The 21,754-nt window shown below is 44.2% G+C and carries 17 protein-coding genes; 4 read left to right on the top strand and 13 right to left on the bottom strand.

Annotated elements, in window-relative coordinates; genetic code table 11:
- Positions 1-29: 29 nt before the first annotated feature.
- Positions 30-2,309, bottom strand: coding sequence for a 5-methyltetrahydropteroyltriglutamate--homocysteine S-methyltransferase (gene metE, locus GKR74_RS00690; RefSeq protein ID WP_154602096.1), 2,280 nt, complete (start codon positions 2,307-2,309; stop codon positions 30-32).
- 108 nt (positions 2,310-2,417) lie between these two features.
- Here metE and metR point away from each other — a divergent pair, with 108 nt between their 5' ends.
- Positions 2,418-3,374 (top strand): HTH-type transcriptional regulator MetR, encoded by a 957-nt coding sequence (metR, locus tag GKR74_RS00685; RefSeq protein ID WP_154602095.1) that lies wholly within the window; start codon positions 2,418-2,420, stop codon positions 3,372-3,374.
- Here the strand turns inward: metR and GKR74_RS00680 are convergent.
- The 3 genes from GKR74_RS00680 to GKR74_RS00670 all read right to left on the bottom strand — a co-directional run bounded on the left by GKR74_RS00680 (position 3,271) and on the right by GKR74_RS00670 (position 7,513).
- Positions 3,271-4,158, bottom strand: coding sequence for a carboxylate/amino acid/amine transporter (locus GKR74_RS00680; RefSeq protein WP_154602094.1), 888 nt, complete (start codon positions 4,156-4,158; stop codon positions 3,271-3,273). The two genes, metR and GKR74_RS00680, sit on opposite strands and share 104 nt — an antisense overlap.
- Positions 4,159-4,224: 66 nt before the next feature.
- A complete protein-coding gene (locus GKR74_RS00675; protein WP_036955001.1) occupies positions 4,225-5,874 on the bottom strand; it encodes a Na+/H+ antiporter in 1,650 nt (549 codons plus the stop codon).
- A gap of 292 nt (positions 5,875-6,166) precedes the next feature.
- The gene (locus tag GKR74_RS00670; protein WP_154602093.1) at positions 6,167-7,513 is read right to left on the bottom strand and encodes an NCS2 family permease; all 1,347 of its coding nucleotides are present in this window, start codon (positions 7,511-7,513) and stop codon (positions 6,167-6,169) included.
- Positions 7,514-8,068: 555 nt separating this feature from the next.
- Here GKR74_RS00670 and GKR74_RS00665 point away from each other — a divergent pair.
- Positions 8,069-9,754: an ArnT family glycosyltransferase gene (locus tag GKR74_RS00665; RefSeq protein WP_154602092.1), complete on the top strand. Its 1,686-nt coding sequence runs from the start codon at positions 8,069-8,071 to the stop codon at positions 9,752-9,754.
- A gap of 72 nt (positions 9,755-9,826) precedes the next feature.
- Here the strand turns inward: GKR74_RS00665 and GKR74_RS00660 are convergent, their stop codons facing one another.
- Positions 9,827-11,023: an MFS transporter gene (locus tag GKR74_RS00660; RefSeq protein WP_154602091.1), complete on the bottom strand. Its 1,197-nt coding sequence runs from the start codon at positions 11,021-11,023 to the stop codon at positions 9,827-9,829.
- 341 nt (positions 11,024-11,364) lie between these two features.
- On the opposite strand from GKR74_RS00660, the gene GKR74_RS00655 reads away from it, so the two are divergent.
- Entirely contained in the window at positions 11,365-11,922 is a 558-nt protein-coding gene (locus GKR74_RS00655) for a helix-turn-helix domain-containing protein (protein ID WP_272522383.1), read from the top strand.
- A 45-nt stretch (positions 11,923-11,967) separates the two neighbouring features.
- Here the strand turns inward: GKR74_RS00655 and ilvN are convergent, their stop codons facing one another.
- The 6 genes from ilvN to GKR74_RS00625 form a co-directional block, all read right to left on the bottom strand.
- The gene (ilvN, locus tag GKR74_RS00650) at positions 11,968-12,252 is read right to left on the bottom strand and encodes an acetolactate synthase small subunit (protein ID WP_132497153.1); all 285 of its coding nucleotides are present in this window, start codon (positions 12,250-12,252) and stop codon (positions 11,968-11,970) included.
- Between the two features lie 2 nt (positions 12,253-12,254).
- Positions 12,255-13,952, bottom strand: a complete 1,698-nt coding sequence (gene ilvB / locus GKR74_RS00645) for an acetolactate synthase large subunit (RefSeq protein ID WP_154602089.1) — start codon at positions 13,950-13,952, stop codon at positions 12,255-12,257.
- Positions 13,953-14,056: 104 nt separating this feature from the next.
- Positions 14,057-14,146, bottom strand: coding sequence for an ilvB operon leader peptide IvbL (ivbL, locus tag GKR74_RS00640; RefSeq protein WP_108479355.1), 90 nt, complete (start codon positions 14,144-14,146; stop codon positions 14,057-14,059).
- 230 nt (positions 14,147-14,376) lie between these two features.
- On the bottom strand, positions 14,377-14,988 hold the full coding sequence (locus GKR74_RS00635; protein WP_154602088.1) for a hypothetical protein: 612 nt from the start codon (positions 14,986-14,988) through the stop codon (positions 14,377-14,379).
- 15 nt (positions 14,989-15,003) lie between these two features.
- Positions 15,004-15,294: a hypothetical protein gene (locus tag GKR74_RS00630; RefSeq protein WP_154602087.1), complete on the bottom strand. Its 291-nt coding sequence runs from the start codon at positions 15,292-15,294 to the stop codon at positions 15,004-15,006.
- 204 nt (positions 15,295-15,498) lie between these two features.
- A complete protein-coding gene (locus GKR74_RS00625) occupies positions 15,499-16,017 on the bottom strand; it encodes a single-stranded DNA-binding protein (protein WP_036955024.1) in 519 nt (172 codons plus the stop codon).
- Positions 16,018-16,360: 343 nt separating this feature from the next.
- Here GKR74_RS00625 and uvrA point away from each other — a divergent pair, with 343 nt between their 5' ends.
- Positions 16,361-19,195 (top strand): excinuclease ABC subunit UvrA, encoded by a 2,835-nt coding sequence (uvrA, locus tag GKR74_RS00620; protein WP_154602086.1) that lies wholly within the window; start codon positions 16,361-16,363, stop codon positions 19,193-19,195.
- Positions 19,196-19,255: 60 nt separating this feature from the next.
- Here the strand turns inward: uvrA and GKR74_RS00615 are convergent, their stop codons facing one another.
- The gene (locus tag GKR74_RS00615) at positions 19,256-20,452 is read right to left on the bottom strand and encodes an amino acid aminotransferase (protein WP_036955033.1); all 1,197 of its coding nucleotides are present in this window, start codon (positions 20,450-20,452) and stop codon (positions 19,256-19,258) included.
- 64 nt (positions 20,453-20,516) lie between these two features.
- The gene (alr, locus tag GKR74_RS00610; protein WP_154602085.1) at positions 20,517-21,599 is read right to left on the bottom strand and encodes an alanine racemase; all 1,083 of its coding nucleotides are present in this window, start codon (positions 21,597-21,599) and stop codon (positions 20,517-20,519) included.
- Positions 21,600-21,754 lie beyond the last annotated feature (155 nt).

Below are 21,754 nucleotides of genomic sequence, written 5' to 3'. Positions count from 1 at the left end.
AGTGGGCTTTTTACTAAACTAACTTGTTACTAGCTTTGATACTCATTTCGCAGTTTTTTCGCCGCTTCCACCATGTTAGCCAGTGCTTGGCGAGTCTCGGTCCATCCGCGGGTTTTTAAACCGCAGTCTGGATTCACCCATAAACGCTCCACCGGCACGCGCTGTGCAGCCTTACGTAATAGCGCCACAATCCACTCTACATTTGGGACGTTAGGCGAGTGAATATCATAAACCCCCGGACCAATTTCATTTGGGTAATCAAAATCTTCGAATGCATCTAATAAATCCATATCCGAGCGCGAGGTTTCAATGGTGATAACATCAGCATCCAGCGCAGCAATCGAATCCATGATGTCATTGAACTCGCAATAACACATATGGGTGTGAATCTGTGTCTCATCATCGGCGATAGCGGCACTTAATTTAAAGGCATCTACCGCCCAAGTCAGATAGTCATTCCATTCATCGCGACGCAGCGGCAGCCCTTCACGTAATGCAGGCTCATCAATCTGAATGATGCCAATACCCGCTTTTTGTAAATCATCCACTTCGTCACGCAATGCCAGCGCAATTTGCTTGGCTATTGTTTCACGACTGACATCTTCCCGAGGGAATGACCAGCACAGGATTGTTACCGGGCCTGTCAGCATTCCTTTCACCGGTTTATCCGTCAACGACTGCGCATACTTGGCCCACTCCACTGTAATGGCTTCTGGGCGGCTAATATCACCGATAATCACTGGTGGCTTCACGCAGCGAGAACCGTAACTCTGTACCCAACCATTTTGCGTAAAGACATAGCCATCAAAGTGTTCACCGAAATATTCCACCATGTCATTTCGCTCAGCTTCACCATGTACGAGGACGTCAATATCCAGTAACTCCTGCTCCTTGATAGCTTGTTTGATGTGCTCACTGATACTGGTACGGTAATTCAGTTGATCCACATTGCCTTTTTTGAAATCAAGACGCAAAGAACGAATTTCACTGGTTTGCGGGAAAGAGCCAATCGTCGTGGTTGGCCACAATGGCAGATTAAATCGTTGGCGCTGAAGTTCAGCACGCTCTACATAAGGGCGAGTACGCTCGGTATCTTTCGCGTTAATTGCCGCCAAGCGCTGAGCGACCTGCGTATTATTGACTCGAGAAGAGGTGCGGCGAGCACGAATTGGCGCTCTATAGGTTTCTAGCGCTGCGATGTTTTCTGCCGTTGGTTGATTGAGTGTTTTCGTCAATAGCGCCAGTTCTTCACATTTTTGCAGCGCAAATGCAAACCAGCTTTTCACTTCGGCATCCAGACGCGTTTCATCATTTAAATCAATTGGGCTATGCAGTAACGAGCAAGATGAACCGACCCACAGAGTACGCTCCCCTAGCAGCGGTTTCACCCGTTGGAATTTCTCGCCTAAATCCCCTTTCCATACGTTGCGGCCGTTAATTAACCCTAGCGAAAGCACCCAGTCCTTAGGAAGCGCTTGATGTAGTGCCGCAATATCATCCTTGCCCGCAACCACATCCACATGCAGTCCTTGCACTGGCAGTTGTTTAATCACATCCAAGTGATGGCTAATACCGTCAAAATAGGTGGTTAACAATAAGTTAGTTTTACCTGCTAAGGATTGATACGCTTGTTGATACGCGTTCTGCCATTCGAGAGGTAAATCGAGTACCAATGCGGGCTCGTCAATTTGCAACCACTCCACGCCTTTTTCAGCCAGTCTAGTTAGAATTTCTTGGTAAACAGGCAGTAAATCTTTCAGTAACGATAGGCGATCGAAGGCAGGTCCCTTCACTTTTCCTAACCACAAATAGGTAATCGGGCCAATGACGACAGGCTTAACGTTATGACCGAGTTTTAACGCTTCGTCGACTTCGTCAAACAGTTGATTCCACGACAGTTTAAATTGTTGTCCTTGCTGAAATTCCGGCACGATATAGTGATAGTTAGTATTAAACCATTTCGTCATTTCTCCCGCTGCCGCTGGCTTGCCTGTTGGCGCACGACCCCGAGCTACACGGAATAAGGTATCTAAATCAACAGAGCCATCTTCATTTTGATGACGCGGCGGAACGTTTCCTAGTAATAAACTAGTGGTTAACACTTGGTCATACCACGCAAAGTCACCGACGGGTAGCAGGTCTACACCTGCATTTTTTTGTTGTTCCCAGTGACGAACACGTAATTGGTAACCTGTTTCAAGAAGTGCAGATTGGTCAATTTTGCCTGCCCAATAATCTTCTTGTGCACGTTTGAGTTCTCTTTTCAGACCGACACGTGGAAAACCAAGTGTATGATTTATAACAGACATATTGACCCCTTAAAATATTTAGCCGTCTAGATGTTTACACATCTATAATCAACAGGTACTGTATAAAGCACAAGCGCAAATTATTCATCGTCTACTTGAAGGTTTCTCATGATCGAATTAAAACATTTAAAAACGTTGCAGGCGCTCAGCCAATACGGATCATTAGCTGCCACTGCGACGCACCTGCACCAGACTCAGTCTGCGCTATCTCACCAATTTAGTGATTTAGAGCATCGCTTAGGCTACAAACTGTTTGTTCGTAAAACTCAGCCCGTCCATTTCACGCCGCAAGGGGAAGTTCTGCTGCAACTAGCGCAACGTATTTTGCCAATGGTGAAAGATGCCATTCGTGTCTGCAATGAACCGACGGTCAGTACTCTACGTATCGCGATTGAATGCCACAGCTGTATTCAGTGGCTAACCCCTGCATTGCAACAGTTTAGGCAAGCATGGCCACAAGTGACCGTTGATTTTAAATCTGGCGTGACCTTTGACCCGCAGCCTGAATTACTTTCGCGGGAATTAGATATCGTGATGACCTCTGATATTCTGGCGGATCAAGATTTGCACTACACGCCGATGTTTGATTATGAAGTGAAACTGGTGGTAGCGAATGACCACCCTTTAGCTAAAAAACCGTTAATTGAGCCTCATGATCTTGCCAAAGAGACATTGCTGATTTATCCAGTTCAGCGTCAACGTTTTGATATCTGGCGTCATTTTTTACAGCCAGCCGGTATTTCACCCAATATCAAAACCGTCGACAATACGCTGATTTTAATTCAGATGGTGGCAGCTAAAATGGGGATTGCGGCACTGCCACACTGGGCGGTAGATTCCTTTGAAAAGCAAGGTTTGATTACAACGAAAACTTTAGGAAGTGGGTTATGGAGCCGACTGTACGCTGCATGTCGTGAAGGGGAACAGCGCCAGCCAGCCATTGAAACATTTACCAATACCGCTACTGATCACGCGGTGGAGAATTTGTCTTACGTGAAGCCGGTGCGAGGATCCAGCGCTTATGCACCCACAGAGACGCAATTATCAGGCTCGACCCAATGGTAAAACTGAGCCAATTAGGATGTTGCTGCCAAATGGCAAAATTCACTAATAAACCTGCTGGAACCATCATGTTATTCATTATCGCGAGGGTTCCGGCATCCACTTTTGTGGCGCCATAATTCCACAGAAAATAACCAATCCCCGACGCAACCACGCCCAACCAGAGTAAAACTATCCATTGAGCTTGGCTTGTCGGCACCATCGCCTTATTTCCAAACAGTAGCCATCCCACCAAGGCAATCAACGTCGCACCGAGGTAGAACCATGAAAAGGCTTGATGCTGGGGGATCGGATGCACTTCCATTAAGCGCTTATAGCCCACTTGTCCAAGTGCAAAGAAGATGTTGGCAAGCTGCACAAACATCAATCCAATCCAGAATGATTCGCTAAGGTGATCATAACGAATAATGGCAGCACCAATCACGGCTAATATCGAGCTAAACAGGTAGCCTTTACGTAGTCGCTGGCGCTCTAAAAGATCGTAAATCAACGTGACATATAGCGGAGTTAATACCGTAAATAGCAAAAATTCTGCCACGCTCAGGTATTTATAGGCTTGGAAAACAAAGTAATACATGATCCCCAGCTGGCAAGCGCCCACTAGCATATACAGTGAGATCACTTTGGCACTGAAGTTGCGCCAACGCAGGAAAGGTAGGAATACCAAAGAGGCTAAACTCACACGGATAAGCACAGATAGCCAGCTATCCACCTGCCCTGCGAGGTATTCCCCCATTAAACTAAAAGACGCTGCCCAGAGCAGCGTCGTGAAAACGAGTAACCACATTGTTGTTCACTCTCAAGCACAATGATTTAACAAACAAGATGCCCGTAGAATACTCGTTTTTTCGTTTTAATGCTCTTTTTCGATCAGTACGGCTTCTAATAAATCCAGGTCCACCAGCAAACTTTGCAAGGTTTCATTGCTAATTTTTCGTGTTGCGCGTAAGTGATAGAGCTCACCGCGTTCTGCACGTAGCGCCGTTAAGCGAAAACGCCGTTCAAGGTCTTCAATCTGCAAGTTGTGTTCCATCTCGTCTTGGTCGGCAGTTCGACGACGTAAATGACCAATCACCCTTGTCGCGACTTCGTTGATGTCTTCCGAGTCTAATTGCTCTTCCACATCCGCCGATAAACGCTCTTGCATCTTGTTCAAGCTGACAATCGCCACTTCGGCCATTGCGGCTTTCGCCATACGGATCTCGTTGATATCCGCCTCTTTATCCCCCACTTTAAAATTGCGCAGCAGAAGCGGTAACGCCACAACGCCCGCAAAAATGGAGAATAAAATGACCCCTGCGGCGATAAACACTAGCTGGTACCTTGCAGGGAACGGAGAACCATCGGTGAGAAACAGTGGCACCGAGAGCACACCGGCTAAGGTAATTGCCCCACGAACCCCGGCAAACGACGCTAACCACAATTCACGGACGGTATAACTCGCGAACTGTAATGGGCGTTTTTTCAGGAACAGGCGGCTGAATCTCTTCATCAACCATAGCCAGCAGAAACGCAAAATCAGTAAGGCAAAATAGATAATAACGACGGCGGTAAACAACATCCAAGTTTCAACGCTTGGGTCGAGTTCTGCTTGAATAACTGACGTTTCCCAAATCCCCGGTAATTGCAAACCGAGCATAATGAACACTAAGCCGTTAAAGACAAACTCTAACATCGACCAGACGCTATCAGCACGTAAACGCATCGCCAAAGGCGCATTACGGATAACACCGGATTTGGTGATAGTCATACCCGCAGCAACCGCCGCCAGAATCCCTGAGAAACCGATATGTTCCGCAATCATGTAGGAAGCGAATGGTAACAACAGCATGAAGACGATTTGTGTTGCGGGATCATCCCCACTCCAGCGGCTCATTAAGCGCAGAGACTTACTGTATAACCACGTCACAGCAACACCTGCCAACAGGCCACCGACTGCGACTTTAAAGAATTCGATTGTAACGCCCGATACGCTGAAGACCATCGTTCCCATGGCAATCGCCACGGCGAACTTCAACGCCACCAGACCGGAAGCATCGTTCATCAACGCTTCCCCTTCGAGTACGCTCATCATGCGCTTGGGAATTCGCCCTTTCCCGACGATAGAGGACAATGCCACCGCATCTGTTGGGGAAAGTACCGCAGCCAGCGCAAAGGCGGCAATAAGTGGAATACCAGGCATCAACCAGTAAATCAGATAACCAATCCCGATAACGGTTACTAACACTAGCACTAATACCAGAATGAAAATTTCTCGTCCATTCTGGAAAAATTCACGGGTAGGGGTTTTCCAACCATCGACGAATAACAGCGGTGGAATCAAAAGAACCATAAAGAGTTCGGGGTCAAAAGAGACATGCAACCCAAATTGAGGCCACGCTAATAATGCACCGATAGCAATTTGAATAAGAGGAAGGGGAATACGGATGGGAATGACTTTCGTCACCACACCAGAAACAGAGACAGCCAAGATCAAAATCAGAATAGTAAAGAAAATTTCCATGTTGCCCTTACTTATTAACTAATGCATACCCTAAATATCGCAGCTTAAAGTATAACGGGAGAACCCAAAATTTGCCTGCCGCCGCATAGTAAGAGATAGCACCGTCCAGACCATGAGATTTTCAGTCAAGGCAGCCAGTGGTTGAAAATAGGCATTTTCACTTCATTTACCGCCTTAGCACTATTCTATCCTTAACAGGCTATCTGACGGGAAAATAATTTGGAGTTTAGAACGAATCGCAACAATCCGTTAAAGGGCGACAACAGGTGCCGCCCTATCATTAGAATTACCTTTAGATAGCGAGGTCGGCAGCATAAAACGCTACCAATAGAACCGCGATAACCACGCTACCAATATTCAGTTTACGCCATTCACCCGCACAGATACGCCCGATAACCAGTGAAGCGAAACCTAGCATGATACCGGTGACGATATTACAGGTTAATACGATGAATACCGCGCACAGTAAACCTGACATCGAATCCACAAAATCATCGAAATCTAATTTCGAGACATTGCTCAACATCAACAGACCCACATACATCAGTGCTGGCGCCGTTGCATAGGCAGGTACCAGATAAGACAATGGCGATAAGAACAAGATAAATAAGAATAAAACACCAACAACTACAGCGGTTAAACCTGTACGACCGCCTGCTGCGGTTCCTGCTGCAGATTCGATATATACCGCGGCTGGTGATGCGCCGATCGCCCCAGCAAAAATGCTGCTGACAGAGTCAGCGGTTAACGCTTTTCCACCATCGATAATCTGACCGTCTTTATCCAGCAAGTTCGCTTGACCCGCAACAGCGCGGATAGTCCCCGTTGCATCAAAAACTGCCGTCATCACTAATGCCAGAACACTTGGCAGAACCGCTGCTTGAAGGGCGCCCATGATATCCATGCTGAACATCAGCGCTAAACCATCTTCACCGAATGAAGGCAGTTTAAAGAAACCTTGGTATTTAACGGCAGGGTCGAAAATCAAACCAATAATCGAAATCGCGATAATGACTAATAACACTCCGCCCGGTACACGGCGTTTTTCTAAACCGAAAATTACAGCTAAACCAATCAGAGACATTAAAACAGGGAATGAAGTAAATTCACCCAGCGCAACGGGTAAGCCTGCATTTGGATTTTTAACCACTAAGCCAACGCCCGTTGCTGCAATCAAGAGTAAAAACAGGCCGATACCAATACCCGTACCGTGAGCCACGCCCATTGGCATGTTACGTAAAATCCAACTACGAATACCTGTTACAGAGATAATGGTGAATAAACACCCCATTAAGAACACGGCACCCAGCGCAACTGGAATACTAATGTGTTGCCCTAACACCAAACTAAAGGCGGTAAACGCCGTTAATGAGATTGCACAGCCAATTGCCATTGGCAGATTCGCCCATAACCCCATTAATAAAGAACCGAAACCCGCGACTAAACAGGTTGCGATAAATACTGCAGTAGGGGGGAAGCCTGCTTGTCCTAACATACCCGGCACCACGATGACAGAATAAACCATCGCTAAGAATATCGTTAATCCCGCAATGATTTCGCGACGCACTGATGAGCCACGCGCTGTGATCTTAAAATATGAATCCAATTTGCAATTGGATGAAGCCTGTTGGCCTGCCATGGTATACCTCTGCTATTAATTTTAGAAAATTCTATGTCACTATTTTTGCTAAGCTTTTCATAAGCATTTATTCATTTTTTGCTTGGTGACTTAGCGAATATCGCCTCAAACTGAAACTCACGTAAACGATTACCTTTTTGAAAAAATGTTTACTGAACCGAGATAACTGGTAAACAGAATGACTCTCTAGGGACAGTGCGCAAACGTTTGGCTTTCAGAACAAAGTGAGGCGAATTGTGAAGAGCGTAATTATCGTTCGAAAGGGGGGAATTGATCAAGTGTTTTATGATTGGCGGCTTTTTAGCCAAAAAACCATAAAAACTACGCCGTATTTTTACAATCCTCCATAAAAGTCAGTCATATTTCGTTCTATATACCCTTTGTTTAAATACATGCGGAAGAGTGTTGCTAAAATCCCCACTAATATTGAGTTTTTAATAAATAATCTGTTTATGAAAGTATTTATTCTCTAATACTAATTAAATAACTCATTTCTCTGGTGATTATTTTTATAAATATATTTTTTAATAATACTTAACACTCGCTATAAATATTATGTCAACCATTACAGCCTCAATTAAAACAATGCCAAAAAGTGCCTTAATACTTTTTGCTGTATTTTTACTGATTTATCTCCTTCCCGGGATTTATGGGCATAGCCCATGGAAGCAAGATGAAAACTACAGTTTCGGTATTATTCAAACCATGTATGAAACTGGAAATTGGCTGGTACCGACCAATGCGGGCGAGCCTTTTATGGAAAAACCGCCATTCTATTATTGGACGGCGACGATTTTCTCTCATTTATTATCGGGAGTGATGCCGCTATACGATGCCGCACGCAGCGCCAGTTTATTTTTCTCTATTATTAATTTTTATTTTTTTGTTTTATTAGCTCGCCGCTTTTTTAAATCTGACAGTTTTTCTGATGCCCGTATTTGGACAGCCTTTGCACTGTACGTTTGTGCGCCGGGAATATTGCGACACACCCATGAAATGTTCACGGATGTTTCGTTAATTACAGGGGCTACCATCGGCTTATATGGCTTATTAGGGTTAATTCAGCAACAGAAAATTGCTACGTCCGCCTTCTGGCTCTGCCTTGGAACCATTATCACCACCTTATCTAAAGGCGTATTTATTCCTGGCGTTCTGTGGATCAGCCTATTTTTGGCGCCTGTATTTCTTGTTCAATGCCGCTCTAAACAGTTTTGGCTACCCGCGCTATTCGCAGGCTTAGTCTCTCTCATCGCTATCCTGCCTTGGCCAATTATGCTGTATGTGCAGCATCCCGAGCTGTTCGTGACTTGGTTTTGGGAAAATAATATTGGCCGTTTCCTTGGATTTTCCGTTGAAAAGTTAGGAGCTAAAGCCAATTTCACGCGAATTCCTTCCGCTATTGCATTCTTTGCCCTTCCTGCAGGGCTACTAGCGACAACCTATTTTTTACGTCATCCACTCAAACGCCTGCGCGATCATAATGAATATTTGATTGCCATATTTCCTGTCCTTGGCGTCGCATTCTTGCAAATGTCTGCCAGTGGGCGAGCGCTCTATTTGCTGCCCTTTATTGCTCCGATGGCGATCCTCGGCGTGCAGGCTCTTGGCTGGTTTTCAGAGAAAACCTTGAACGCATTTGCACGCTTCGCTGCTTTTTTCTGGTCTGGGTTAATTCTCTTTCTGTGGGCTTGCTACGTTATCGTATTAACGGGTCATCATGCCCAATGGTTACCTGTTTTTGGTCGTTGGTTACCGCTTGATTACCAAATGCATTTTTCTGTGTTTGCGTTGATAGCGGGCATTTTTATTACCTGTTTTTGGTTCTTCCGCAATCGTCTTATTTCCTCTTCAGACAGCGCTTTCCAAGCGATAAGAAACTGGTCTCTGGGGATGGTGAGCGTGTGGAGCATTATTCTCACATTGTTTGTTGGTTGGATTGATTATTCAAAAGGCTACGAAGGCGTTTTTGTAGACCTTCGTCATCATTTAGAAGGGCAATTTACCCAGAATGACTGTATGGCTTCCGAAAACCTTGGGGAATCCGAAGCGCCGATGCTCTACTACTACACGGGTATTTTGCATCAAAGGCAGCTGGAATTTGAGAAGCCGCAACAGTGCCGCTGGCTGATTGTGTTATCCAAAGAAATTCAACCTGCGCCTGAAGGCATGAAATTGTTTTGGTCAAATCATCGTCCTGATGAATTCCGCGAGAATTTAGTGGTTTATCGAGTGACAGAATAGTTGATAGCGAATAAAAATCCCCGAGCCAGAACTGAACTCGGGGATTTTTTTATATATTGAGGATAAAAAATGTTACTGAGCTTGTTGCTCAATGGCTTGAGCGCCATATTTTTCACGGGTAAACCATAAAAATAGTCCCGCTATTCCAATCAATAATATCGGCAGACCTGATGGCGAAATCGCCGTTGCAGCGCCAGCCAACAATGGACCAGAAAGGTTACCAATTCCCCATAACATTGCCGCTGCGGCGTTGGCTATAATCAGCTCATTCCCTCTGAAGTATTGGCCAATCTGTACTAAAGCAATAGTGTAAATGGCCCCGGCCGTCGCCCCCAACACAAACAGTAAAACCCAAATAAAGTAAGTGTGCGTAATTAAGAACGGTAGCAACATACTTGCCCCTAACGTCACCACGCCGCAAATTCGGTACAGTTTTTCGCGATTCATATGGTCAGCTAACCAACCAAATGGCATTTGCATAATCGCATCTCCCGCCAAAATTGCGCTGATCATCATCGCCGCAACCGCCTCGGTATGCCCCATGCCCATCCCGTAAATTGGGAACATTGACAAGATAGTGCCATCGAAAAAAGCAAAAAATAGAATTCCGGCACAAATTCCAGGAGCAACTTTCACGAACTGCACAATTGAAAAGTTAGATTCTGACGCCGTTTCTGCGAGCCTATCTCCCACTTTTTGATCCATAAGTAGGAATAAAGCCACAGAAATTAAGTGAATCAAGGTACAAATAAACAGCGGCGATTTATCTTCCACACCATAATAGGCAATAAATGACGGACCTAATAATTGGCTAACGGTAAATACCGTCGTGTAAATCGCCAATATACGCCCTCGCTTGTTTTCAGGGGATAATTCGTTGATCCATGTTTCCCCCAAACAAATCATCACCCCGCTCGCGAGTCCCGTAATCAACCGCAAAGGGAAAAGCAGCCATAAAGGTAGGGAACTTAATAGTGGCAGTAAGCTAATAGCGGAGATCACCGTCGCGATTAACATCGCTTTGCGCTTTCCACACCACTTCACAATGCGCTGTACCACTGGGGCAATCAAAAACATCCCCAAGGCTGGAGCCGCAGAGATAATGCCAATGTACAGCTCACCCACACCAAAATTATTCAGTCGCAGCGCCACCATAGGGATGCTGAGACCAATCACAATGCCGATAACGGCGATGCTGGTTGTAATCGTAAAAATAGCAAAAGAAGCAGAACGTCGAAAATGTTGAAAACTCGAATTAGCAGGGCTCATTTTTGTATTAATCTGCTCAATTAGGATTAATTGTCAGATATAAACTCCGAAAAGATATTATTTATTTGAAATAAAACGCTGTAACATATTCAGTCATTAGAATAATACAAATTAAATTATATCATGAATTTATTCAACAAAATAACACACTGAAAGAACAATAAATCTTATTTTTATAACTGTGTATTTAAAAAATAATTTTTTAGATTATTTTTCCATTTATTCTCATTCGGCAAAATATTATTTTCATAATATCGGGTTTCTGACATTTCATATTTAAGATGTTAGAATTGGCAGCAGAAATGAGAATTTATAAAAATAATATTGTGGAAGACAGTGTCGTGGAAAATAAAATAAATATAAAAATTGGCCAGAAAGTGCGTCTGCTACGTCAGGCGAGAAACCTTTCTCTGAGTGAGCTTTCTCATTTATCAGGGATCTCTAAAGCCGCCCTCTCTAAGTTGGAATCAGGGGATTCAAATCCGCGCATCGATACTTTGGAGTCCATTGCGGCAGCTCTGCGTTTTCCGCTCAGCGATTTATTTACACGTCAAAATGAATCTTATCCCTATTTGGTGAAGGCCACGCCACTCGAAGGCGATTATTTAGAGCAATTTAAATTCCGCATCAGTATGGGTAACGTCTCTGAAATTTGGCAACTTAGTATGAAAAGAGGCGCCATTATTAATAGCCCCGCGCATATGGTCGGTACCCATGAACACATTATGGTACACGCGGGCTCCCTAATGCTACGCTTAGAAAATGAACAAAATGTCGTTCTTGAGGCTGGGGATTTTTACGCGTTCAGCGGAGACTTTCCTCATGCTTACTTATGCATTGAGGGGGATGTGCATGCCACCGTCGTGATGACCTATTCACACTTAAGTGATGGCGTGTAATTCGTCAGCCTACGCTCCTTGTAAGCCGACCTTATTTATTCAGAATTACTGCAAATAATCCTGCATGGTTTCAAACACGCGCAGGTCATCGCTAAAGCGAACTTCACGGACGTCTTCTAGTTTTTCAACTTGGTTAACCATCTGCGATAAACGCTCATCTTTCTGAACTAATAACCAAATGCGGCTTTCGTCCCTATCTTTAATTGGCATACATAGGATGCCGTCCACGTTAAATGCTCGACGCGCAAACAGCCCGCAAATATGTGACATGACGCCCGGATGGTTGCGAACAATTAATTCTAAGGCGATTGGGTGATGTTCAAATACCATAATTACGCTCCGATCATATCAATATTAGCGGCACCAGGAGGAACCATTGGATATACCTTCTGATTTACATCAATCAAGGCATGAATTAAGCAAGGTCCTTTAGTATTCATAATCGCTTCCAGCGCCATTTCAGGGTCAGCTTCATTATTTAAATCACACGTTTGGAAACCAAACCCAGAGGCAATTTTAATAAAGTCGGTCTGATAAGGATAAGCCGCAGCAAAGATACGATTCTCAAAAAATAAATCTTGCTGCTGATGCACCATGCCCAGCGCTTGGTTGTTCATTAAAATGATTTTAATGTTTAATTGATGCTCCGCCGCTGTTGCCAGTTCCTGAATATTCATCATTAAGCTGCCATCACCTGAAAAACAAACGATGGTTTTATCGGGGTGAGCCAATGCAGCGCCAATCGCTGCCGGTAAACCAAAGCCCATGGTGCCCAAACCACCGGATGTTAACCACTGGCGAGGACGTGACAATGGATAAGCTTGCGCCGCCCACATTTGATGTTGTCCAACGTCCGTTGTAACAATCGCCTCTTCCCCTGCAGCACGTGCGGTGGCTAATACCAAACCGTAGTGATCTAATGGATCATCCGCATTCGCTAAGTTCAGCGGGTAATTATTTTTCAGATCATTAACTTGCTGAACCCACTCTTGACGATCATTGCGCTCAACTAACGGTAACAGTAATTCTAAGATTTGCCCTGCATCCGCATGGATAGCAATGTCTGGACGTTTGATTTTACTGATTTCTGCTTTATCAATATCAACGTGAATGATTTTGGCATTCGGGCAGAATTTTTCCGCTTTACCAATGGCGCGGTCATCAAAGCGAGCACCAATAACAATCAGCAAATCAGACTCTTCCATGATCATGTTCGTGCTACGTGCCGCATGCATACCCAACATGCCCAAATACAGCGGATGACGCATCGGAATGGTACCCAATGCCATCAAGGTCATTGTCGTTGGTAAAGAGGCTTTTTCGGCAAAAGCGATAGCCGTCGCGGTTGAATCTGAGCTAATCACCCCGCCCCCGAAATAAAGTACTGGACGCTTCGCGCGGTTGATCATTTCCGCCGCTTGGATCACTTTTTCCATATCGAAACTTGGGGCTTTATCTTTCGGTAAAACCTCTGGCAGCGCATCTAATTCAATGGTTGCAGTCTGAACATCTTTTGGAATATCAATCCAAACAGGCCCCGGACGTCCAGATTCAGCGATACGGAATGCTTCGCAGATAACGCGAGGCAGGTCTTCAATGCTGCGTACCAAATAGTTGTGTTTCGTAATTGGAATTGAAATACCGTAAGTATCAACTTCCTGAAATGCATCGGTACCAATCATCGAAGATGGCACTTGCGCAGTGATGCATACCAGTGGAATTGAATCCAACTTAGCATCCGCAATGGCTGTCACTAAGTTAGTGGCACCGGGACCGCTCGAGGAAATACATACCGCCGCTTTGCCTGTGCTACGCGCAATTCCCTGTGCAATAAAACCCGCACCTTGCTCGTGACGCGCCAGTATGTGGCGAATTTTTTTGCTCTGTCCCAGTGCATCATAGAATGGCAATGCTGCCCCGCCCGGGATACCAGAAACGATGGTAATACCATGTTTTTCCAATAAATGGACGATTAATTCTGCACCTGTAAAACAGTTTTTTTGTGGTGATGTTGTGCCCGACTCGCTCATAATTTTTTATTCCTTCACTAGCCTGCGGATCCGAGTTTTAGGTCATAAAAAAACCCCGCTCGGTTTGCGCCGGCGGGGTTTCTAAATCGCGTGATTTGTTCCCGTTACGGCGCTAAGCCCACGACCACCACCACACGCACGACTACCGCGGCTAGTGGCGCGGTAAGTAGTAGGTTTGAACGGTTAGCGGTCATTTTCACGAGAGTTTCCTGTCATTTAATTCTGTCTGATTTAGCAAAAATCCATAATTAATGAATTTCCTGTTTAGCTAAAGTCTGTCTGATTTTTCATTTTTGTGTTTGCTGCATTTAAGAAACCATAAAATCCTAACCTTCACAACCCTTTTTTTCGTTTTTCTTAGTTGTGGATTTCAAATGAGAGGCATATCACAGAATGTTGTTGAGGCGTGATAATTCCATTCTAATCAGCACACGCACAGAGAATGGATTTTTCTGAGCTCATCAATCATAAAAGAATTTTCATTATCAATAAGATCTTTTTTTATTGAAGCGATAATGATTTTAATTGTTTCCGTTCTATTTCTATCTAGAGATTGCGTTAAATCATTAAGTTCATTTGCAAAATTTGATGAAACTTTCATTGATAATCTTTTTCTCGGCATTGATGGCATTATTGGAATTACCTTTAATAATGCTTCATAATTATCAATGTAAGTCTTTATTGATTCATCATTTTTATTATTTTGAACATACAAAAATAATAGTCGCTTATTCATATCTTGACTGCTACTCGAATCTATTTTCAAACAAGCTAAATTAAGTATTTCGATATAAATAGACGGTAGTATGGCTTCAATAGATATAACGTCCTTTTCTCTTTCTCTTTTTATCTCCAGCGTTGATTGTGCTGGTGTACTAACCGTTCTTCCACAGCAGTCACAAACCCCAACAAGGATATTTTTAACAATTTTACTGGTTTCTTTAATTTCAAGATTTCTATAATCGAATGTTGTCGTCACTAAGCCACAATCCTGACAAATCGCCTTGCTTTTATCGCCTTGAATATACAGTTTCATATTTTCCCTTATCATTTACTGATGGACGCTAATAAATATCCCCATTTCACCATCATCAATTAAATAATATTTAATATACCAGCCTTCTCTTTTTATTATATGTACATCTATTTCATTAGCTTGGTGATGTGAACTTTTTGAATAATCATTTCCTGTACTACGATGAATGATCTCTATAACCGTCTCTACGTCAATTTCACCCGTTTGCAGCTTATTTTTATCAATATAATTATTACGTACTTCGTGTTGATAACAACCATGGACTAGCGCTGTTAAAATATCCTTTTTGACTTGCTTAAATCCCATAGAACACCCTTAATTTACGAAAAATTTCGTAAATGTCAAATGTTAGATAATAAGCTCAAATTGCATTTTATTTTTATATAATCAAATTGTTACATGCACATAAAATTAATTTCATAATAATTTTATGGCTAACTAATCTCCAAAAAATTAAAGCCCTTAAAATTAAGGGCTTTAATCGATGATTTTGATTTTCTAATGTAGAAATTAGAATGGGATATCGTCATCAAAATCCATTGGTGGTTCATTGGTTTGTGGAGCTGGTGAACGCGCTGGTGCTGCGCCGCCGCCACTGAATTGTTGTGCTGCTTGTGGCTGTTGTGGTTGACCCCAACCGCCTTGCCCACCGCTTTGACCTTGTGATGGTGCATCACCGCCGCGACCACCAAGCATCTGCATTGAACCGCCGATATTTACCACAACTTCGGTGGTGTAGCGATCTTGACCGCTTTGGTCTTGCCATTTACGGGTTTGCAGTGAACCTTCGATATAAACTTGTGAACCTTTTTTCAGATATTCACCAGCAACTTCGGCTAATTTGCCGAAAATCACAACACGGTGCCATTCGGTTTTTTCACGCATTTCACCGGTTTGCTTGTCACGCCAACTTTCAGAAGTTGCCAGAGTCAGGTTAGCGACAGCTCCGCCGTTAGGCATATAACGGATTTCTGGATCTTGTCCTAAGTTACCGATAAGAATTACTTTATTTACGCCTCTGGTGGCCATTTATTACTCCTGATGCATTGAATTTTTAATCTCTGGACTGACCGTGAAGTTTACCACGACCTATCTGTATTGCACCATAAATTGAGATTGCTGATGAGAAGTTGCGAAGCGCTTTCCAAATTTAAGTGAAATCTGCATTACTGATTTTTAGTATAGACGCTAATTATTGGCGTCACAGATAAGTTGCCATCAGCCCCCTATGAAATGATATAGAAAGAGCACATATACTGTATATCCATTCAGCAAATTTTGTGCAATACTAAATCGTTTATTAGTACTGGCTCATTAATTAAGACGACCAAGTTCATTTTTGTTCACTATCAATTCATTCGGGAAGTGGTAAATGGAGAATATCGAAGTCCGCGGCGCACGCACGCATAACCTAAAAAATATCAATCTCATCATCCCCCGAGACAAGCTGATAGTTATTACAGGGCTATCTGGTTCAGGGAAATCCTCCCTCGCCTTTGATACCCTCTATGCTGAAGGTCAGCGTCGTTATGTTGAATCACTATCCGCGTATGCTCGTCAATTCCTGTCTTTAATGGAAAAACCGGATGTTGACCATATCGAAGGGCTGTCGCCTGCTATTTCCATTGAACAGAAATCCACTTCCCATAACCCGCGTTCAACGGTCGGGACCATTACCGAAATCCATGATTACCTGCGCCTATTGTTTGCCCGTGTGGGTGAGCCTCGCTGCCCTGATCATGATATTCCGCTTGCGGCACAAACCGTTAGCCAGATGGTGGATAACGTCCTCGCACAGCCGACCGATCGCCGTATGATGCTGCTGGCACCAGTCGTGAAAGAGCGTAAAGGTGAGCACGTTAAGTTACTCGATAACTTAGCGAGCCAAGGGTATATTCGCGCCCGTATTGATGGTGAAGTTTGTGATTTATCCGACCCACCAAAACTCGAATTACAGAAAAAACATACCATTGAGGTGGTGGTTGACCGCTTCAAAGTACGCGACGATATCGCCCAGCGTCTTGCTGAATCCTTTGAAACTGCACTGGAACTGTCTGGCGGCACCGCTGTTGTCGCAGATATGGATGATCCGAAAGCTGAAGAATTAGTGTTCTCCGCTAACTTTGCATGCCCCGTTTGTGGCTATAGCATGATGGAATTAGAGCCTCGCCTGTTCTCATTCAACAACCCAGCAGGGGCCTGCCCAAGCTGCGACGGCTTAGGGGTTCAGCAATTTTTTGACCCTGAGCGCGTGATTCAAAATCCCGAAATTTCCCTTGCAGGCGGAGCTATCCGCGGCTGGGATCGTCGTAATTTCTATTATTTTCAGATGTTAATGTCATTGGGCGAACACTATAAGTTTGATGTTGAAGCCCCTTATGACTCACTCAGCCCTGCCATTCAAAAAGTCATTTTGTATGGTTCTGGCAAAGAAACTATTGAATTCAAATACCGTAATGATCGCGGAGATATTACCGTACGCCACCATCCGTTCGAAGGTGTGCTTAACAATATGGAACGCCGTTATAAAGAAACGGAATCCACCGCGGTGCGCGAAGAGTTAGCAAAATACATTAGCAACCGCCCTTGCGTGACTTGCGCAGGAACCCGTCTGCGTAAAGAAGCCCGTTTTGTATTTGTGGAAAATACCACGCTGCCTGAAATTGCAGATTATAGCATCGGTCATGCGATGGAATTTTTCCAAAACTTAAAACTCAGCGGACAACGAGCCAAGATTGCCGAAAAAATCCTGAAAGAGATCAGCGACCGCCTGAAATTTTTAGTGAATGTGGGGCTGAATTACCTAAGTCTTTCACGCTCCGCAGAAACCTTATCCGGTGGTGAGGCGCAGCGTATCCGCCTAGCAAGCCAAATTGGAGCGGGTCTGGTTGGGGTAATGTATGTGTTGGATGAACCGTCTATAGGGCTCCATCAGCGCGATAATGACCGATTACTGGAAACCTTGATTCACTTACGTAATTTGGGGAACACCGTCATTGTAGTTGAGCATGATGAAGATGCGATCCGCGCAGCCGACCATGTGATTGATATTGGCCCAGGAGCCGGTGTTCACGGTGGGCAAATTGTAGCGCAAGGCACATTGGAAGATATTGTTGCTAACCCTGAATCGTTAACCGGTAAGTTCTTAAGTGGCGAGCGCAAGATTGATATTCCACAAACTCGTGTTCCGTTTAATAAAGACAAAGTACTGACTGTCTCTGGCGCAACAGGCAACAACCTGAAGAATGTTACCCTGAATATTCCGGTTGGTTTATTTACGTGTATTACCGGGGTTTCTGGTTCCGGTAAATCGACGCTTATCAACGATACGTTATTCCCAATCGCTCAGCGTCAATTAAATGGCGCTACAGTGATTAACCCTGCGCCGTATACCAATGTCGAAGGTTTAGAGCATTTCGATAAAGTGATCGATATCGACCAAAGCCCTATTGGACGTACTCCACGTTCGAACCCAGCCACTTACACGGGTATCTTTACACCAATTCGTGAGCTGTTCGCAGGTGTACCCGAGTCACGGACTCGTGGCTATAACCCAGGGCGTTTCAGTTTTAACGTGAAAGGCGGTCGTTGTGAAGCCTGCCAAGGGGATGGGGTGATTAAAGTCGAAATGCACTTCCTACCCGATGTCTATGTGCCGTGTGACCAATGTAAAGGCAAGCGCTATAACCGCGAAACCTTAGAGATCAAATACAAAGGCAAAAGCATCCATGAAGTGTTGGATATGACCATCGAAGAATCCCGTGAATTCTTTGATGCCGTGCCTGCGCTAGCGCGTAAGCTGCAAACGCTGATGGATGTGGGTCTGTCTTATATTCGCTTAGGTCAATCTGCAACAACCTTGTCAGGTGGTGAAGCTCAGCGCGTGAAATTAGCTCGCGAGTTGTCTAAACGCGGCACCGGACAAACCATCTATATCTTAGATGAACCAACCACTGGATTGCATTTTGCCGATATCCAGCAACTGCTTGTGGTCTTGCATCAGCTACGTGACCAAGGCAATACCATCGTCGTCATCGAGCATAACTTGGATGTTATCAAAACGGCAGACTGGATTGTCGACTTAGGCCCTGAAGGCGGTAGCGGTGGCGGTGAAATTTTAATTTCAGGCACCCCAGAACAAGTGGCTGAATGTAAAAAATCCCATACTGCACGTTTCTTGAAGCCTATCTTAGCGCGTGGATACTAAATGACGTTAAAGAAAAAAGGGAAGCTCAGCTTCCCTTTTTTATGCTTGAATAACAATTTGTTATTGGCTAACTGCTGCAAATGCTTCCACAATGCGCTTCACATTATGGCGGTTCACCCCTGCCATACACACACGACCTGTTCCAACTAAATAAACCGCAAACTCATCTTTCAAACGGTCAACTTGTTGTTGAGAAAATCCGGTGTAGCTGAACATACCGCGCTGTTTTAACAGGTGGTCGAAGTTTTTGTTTGGCAGCGCTTTTTTCAGCTCATCCACCAAAACAGTACGCATATCTAAAATACGCAGACGCATCTCTTCCACTTCGTCTAGCCATTTGGCTTTTTGTTGGCTATCAGTCAGTACTGCCGCAACAATTTTTGCGCCGTTAGACGGTGGGCTTGAATACAGACGGCGAACGCCCGCTTTCAATTGCCCCAGCACGCGATCGCGCTCATCTTTATCTTTACAGATAACAGATAAACCACCCGCACGTTCACCGTAGATACCAAAGATTTTCGAGAATGAATTGCTGACGAATACTGGCAGACCCGCTTTTACCATCGTGCGAATTGCATAAGCATCTTCATCGATACCTTCCGCAAAACCTTGATATGCGATATCTAAGAATGGGATCAATTTGTGTTCAAGTGCCACTTTCGTCACTTCATCCCACTGAGCTGGCGTTAAATCGGAGCCTGTTGGATTATGGCAGCATGGGTGCATTAAGATGATGCTATTTTCTGGTAACTTCTTGAAAGTTTCTAGCATTTCATCAAATTTAACCCCTTTGGTTTTTTCATCAAAATAAGGGTAATAATGCACTTTTGTGCCAGCGCCAGAGAAAATAGAAGCGTGGTTTTCCCATGTTGGGTTACTGCACCAGACTTCTGAATTCGGGAAATAGTGGTGTAAAAAATCAGCCCCAATTTTCAGTGCGCCAGAACCACCGATGGTTTGTACGGTAGCAATGCGCTCTTGAGCAATTAGCGGGCAATCTTCACCAAACACCAATTTTTGTAATTCAGTACGGTAATCTTTCAAACCTTCCATTGGCAGATAAAGCGATGCACTTGCCGGAAGTTTTCTCAGTGCAGCTTTCGCTGTGCCGACGGTTTCCAGCTCAGGGGTTTTCCCCTCTGCATCATAATAAAGACCAATACTCAGGTTAATTTTGCCTTCACGAGTATCTTTATTAAATTCATCCATCAGCGATAAAATTGGGTCGCCCGGATAAGCATCAACATGTTGGTACACAGGATATCTCCTACTTGTAGGTTTTCTTTATTACTTTTGTCTTGTGAAAATAACCCTTTAAAACCTATTCGTCTACATATTCCATTGCGACTCGTGAGGTCAATTTCGTCAAAAGCTCATAGTTAATGATGCCTGTTTGTGTGGCAATTTCTTCCACTGGCAGAGCATTTCCCCACAGAATGACGTCATCCCCCACTTTATCGGTGGCATCTGGCCCTAAATCCACGACAGTCATATCCATGGAAATTCGTCCAATAATCGGCACTTTTCGTCCATTTACTAGAACTGGCGTTCCTGATGGTACGTTACGCGGATAACCATCGCCATAACCAATCGCTACCACCCCAAGGCGGGTATTACGTTCACTGCACCATGTTTCGCCGTAGCCAACACACTGCCCTGCTGAATGTTCTCTCACCGCAATCAGGCTGGATTTTAAGGTCATGACGGGTAATAAACCGAAGCTTGCAGCGCTTTTGCCTTCCTGTGGTGAGGCGCCATACATCATAATACCGGGGCGAACCCAGTCATAATGAGCTTCTGGCCATAAGAGGATCCCCGCGGATGCTGCGATGGATTTTTCACCTGGTTTGTCAGACACAAACTGTTGGAAACATTCGATTTGTTTTTTGGTGGTTGGGAGTTCAGGCGCATCGGCCTGACAGAAGTGGCTAACAATATTGATAGGTAAATCAACGTTGCTACAGCTTTTAAGGCGTTGGTAAAAACTTTCCGCATGCTGAGGAAGTACGCCAAGGCGATGCATGCCAGTATCGAGTTTCATCCATACTTTGATTTTTTTGGCGAGTTGGACATTTTCCAGCATTTCCAGTTGTTCAATACAGTGGATCACCGTATCGATGTTGTATTCCACCATCAACTGCAAATCGGATTTTTCGAAGAAACCTTCTAATAAAACAATCGGTTTTGTCACGCCTTGATGTCGAAGCAGTAGGGCTTCATTTAAACGCGCCACCCCAAAACCGTCGACAATTCCTTGAATTTCGGTGCCAACTCCAATTAATCCATGACCATAAGCGTTTGCTTTAACAACTGCAATCAGACGGCTATTTGGCGCCAATTCTCTCACGCGTTGCAGGTTGTGTCGCAGAGCGCGGCGGTTTATTAATGCGGTTGCCGCTTTCATTTCTTCCTCTTAATTATTCATTTTAAAATTTAATTTATTTAGTCTTCAATCTTCAATTTTCTATAAGCTCAAAATATGACGAGCTTACCAATCTCTAAATAATTCGCACTGTGAAGTATGACGAGGCTTACCAATCTCTAAATAGTTTGAACTGT

The sequence above is a fragment of the Providencia sp. wls1914 genome (assembly GCF_009706645.1).
In the GTDB taxonomy this organism is placed as follows: Bacteria; Pseudomonadota; Gammaproteobacteria; order Enterobacterales; family Enterobacteriaceae; genus Providencia; species Providencia zhijiangensis.
This window is presented reverse-complemented; position numbering and strand designations above follow the sequence as displayed.

Coding starts and splice junctions, on each gene's coding strand:
- metE (WP_154602096.1), bottom strand. CDS start 2,309: ATGTCTGTTATAAATCATACACTTGGTTTTCCACGTGTCGGTCTGAAA.
- GKR74_RS00635 (WP_154602088.1), bottom strand. CDS start 14,988: ATGAAACTGTATATTCAAGGCGATAAAAGCAAGGCGATTTGTCAGGAT.
- ilvN (WP_132497153.1), bottom strand. CDS start 12,252: ATGGTATTTGAACATCACCCAATCGCCTTAGAATTAATTGTTCGCAAC.
- alr (WP_154602085.1), bottom strand. CDS start 21,599: ATGAAAGCGGCAACCGCATTAATAAACCGCCGCGCTCTGCGACACAAC.
- GKR74_RS00660 (WP_154602091.1), bottom strand. CDS start 11,023: ATGAGCCCTGCTAATTCGAGTTTTCAACATTTTCGACGTTCTGCTTCT.
- metR (WP_154602095.1), top strand. CDS start 2,418: ATGATCGAATTAAAACATTTAAAAACGTTGCAGGCGCTCAGCCAATAC.
- GKR74_RS00675 (WP_036955001.1), bottom strand. CDS start 5,874: ATGGAAATTTTCTTTACTATTCTGATTTTGATCTTGGCTGTCTCTGTT.
- ilvB (WP_154602089.1), bottom strand. CDS start 13,952: ATGAGCGAGTCGGGCACAACATCACCACAAAAAAACTGTTTTACAGGT.
- GKR74_RS00670 (WP_154602093.1), bottom strand. CDS start 7,513: ATGGCAGGCCAACAGGCTTCATCCAATTGCAAATTGGATTCATATTTT.
- GKR74_RS00680 (WP_154602094.1), bottom strand. CDS start 4,158: ATGTGGTTACTCGTTTTCACGACGCTGCTCTGGGCAGCGTCTTTTAGT.
- GKR74_RS00630 (WP_154602087.1), bottom strand. CDS start 15,294: ATGGGATTTAAGCAAGTCAAAAAGGATATTTTAACAGCGCTAGTCCAT.
- ivbL (WP_108479355.1), bottom strand. CDS start 14,146: ATGACCGCTAACCGTTCAAACCTACTACTTACCGCGCCACTAGCCGCG.
- uvrA (WP_154602086.1), top strand. CDS start 16,361: ATGGAGAATATCGAAGTCCGCGGCGCACGCACGCATAACCTAAAAAAT.
- GKR74_RS00625 (WP_036955024.1), bottom strand. CDS start 16,017: ATGGCCACCAGAGGCGTAAATAAAGTAATTCTTATCGGTAACTTAGGA.
- GKR74_RS00665 (WP_154602092.1), top strand. CDS start 8,069: ATGTCAACCATTACAGCCTCAATTAAAACAATGCCAAAAAGTGCCTTA.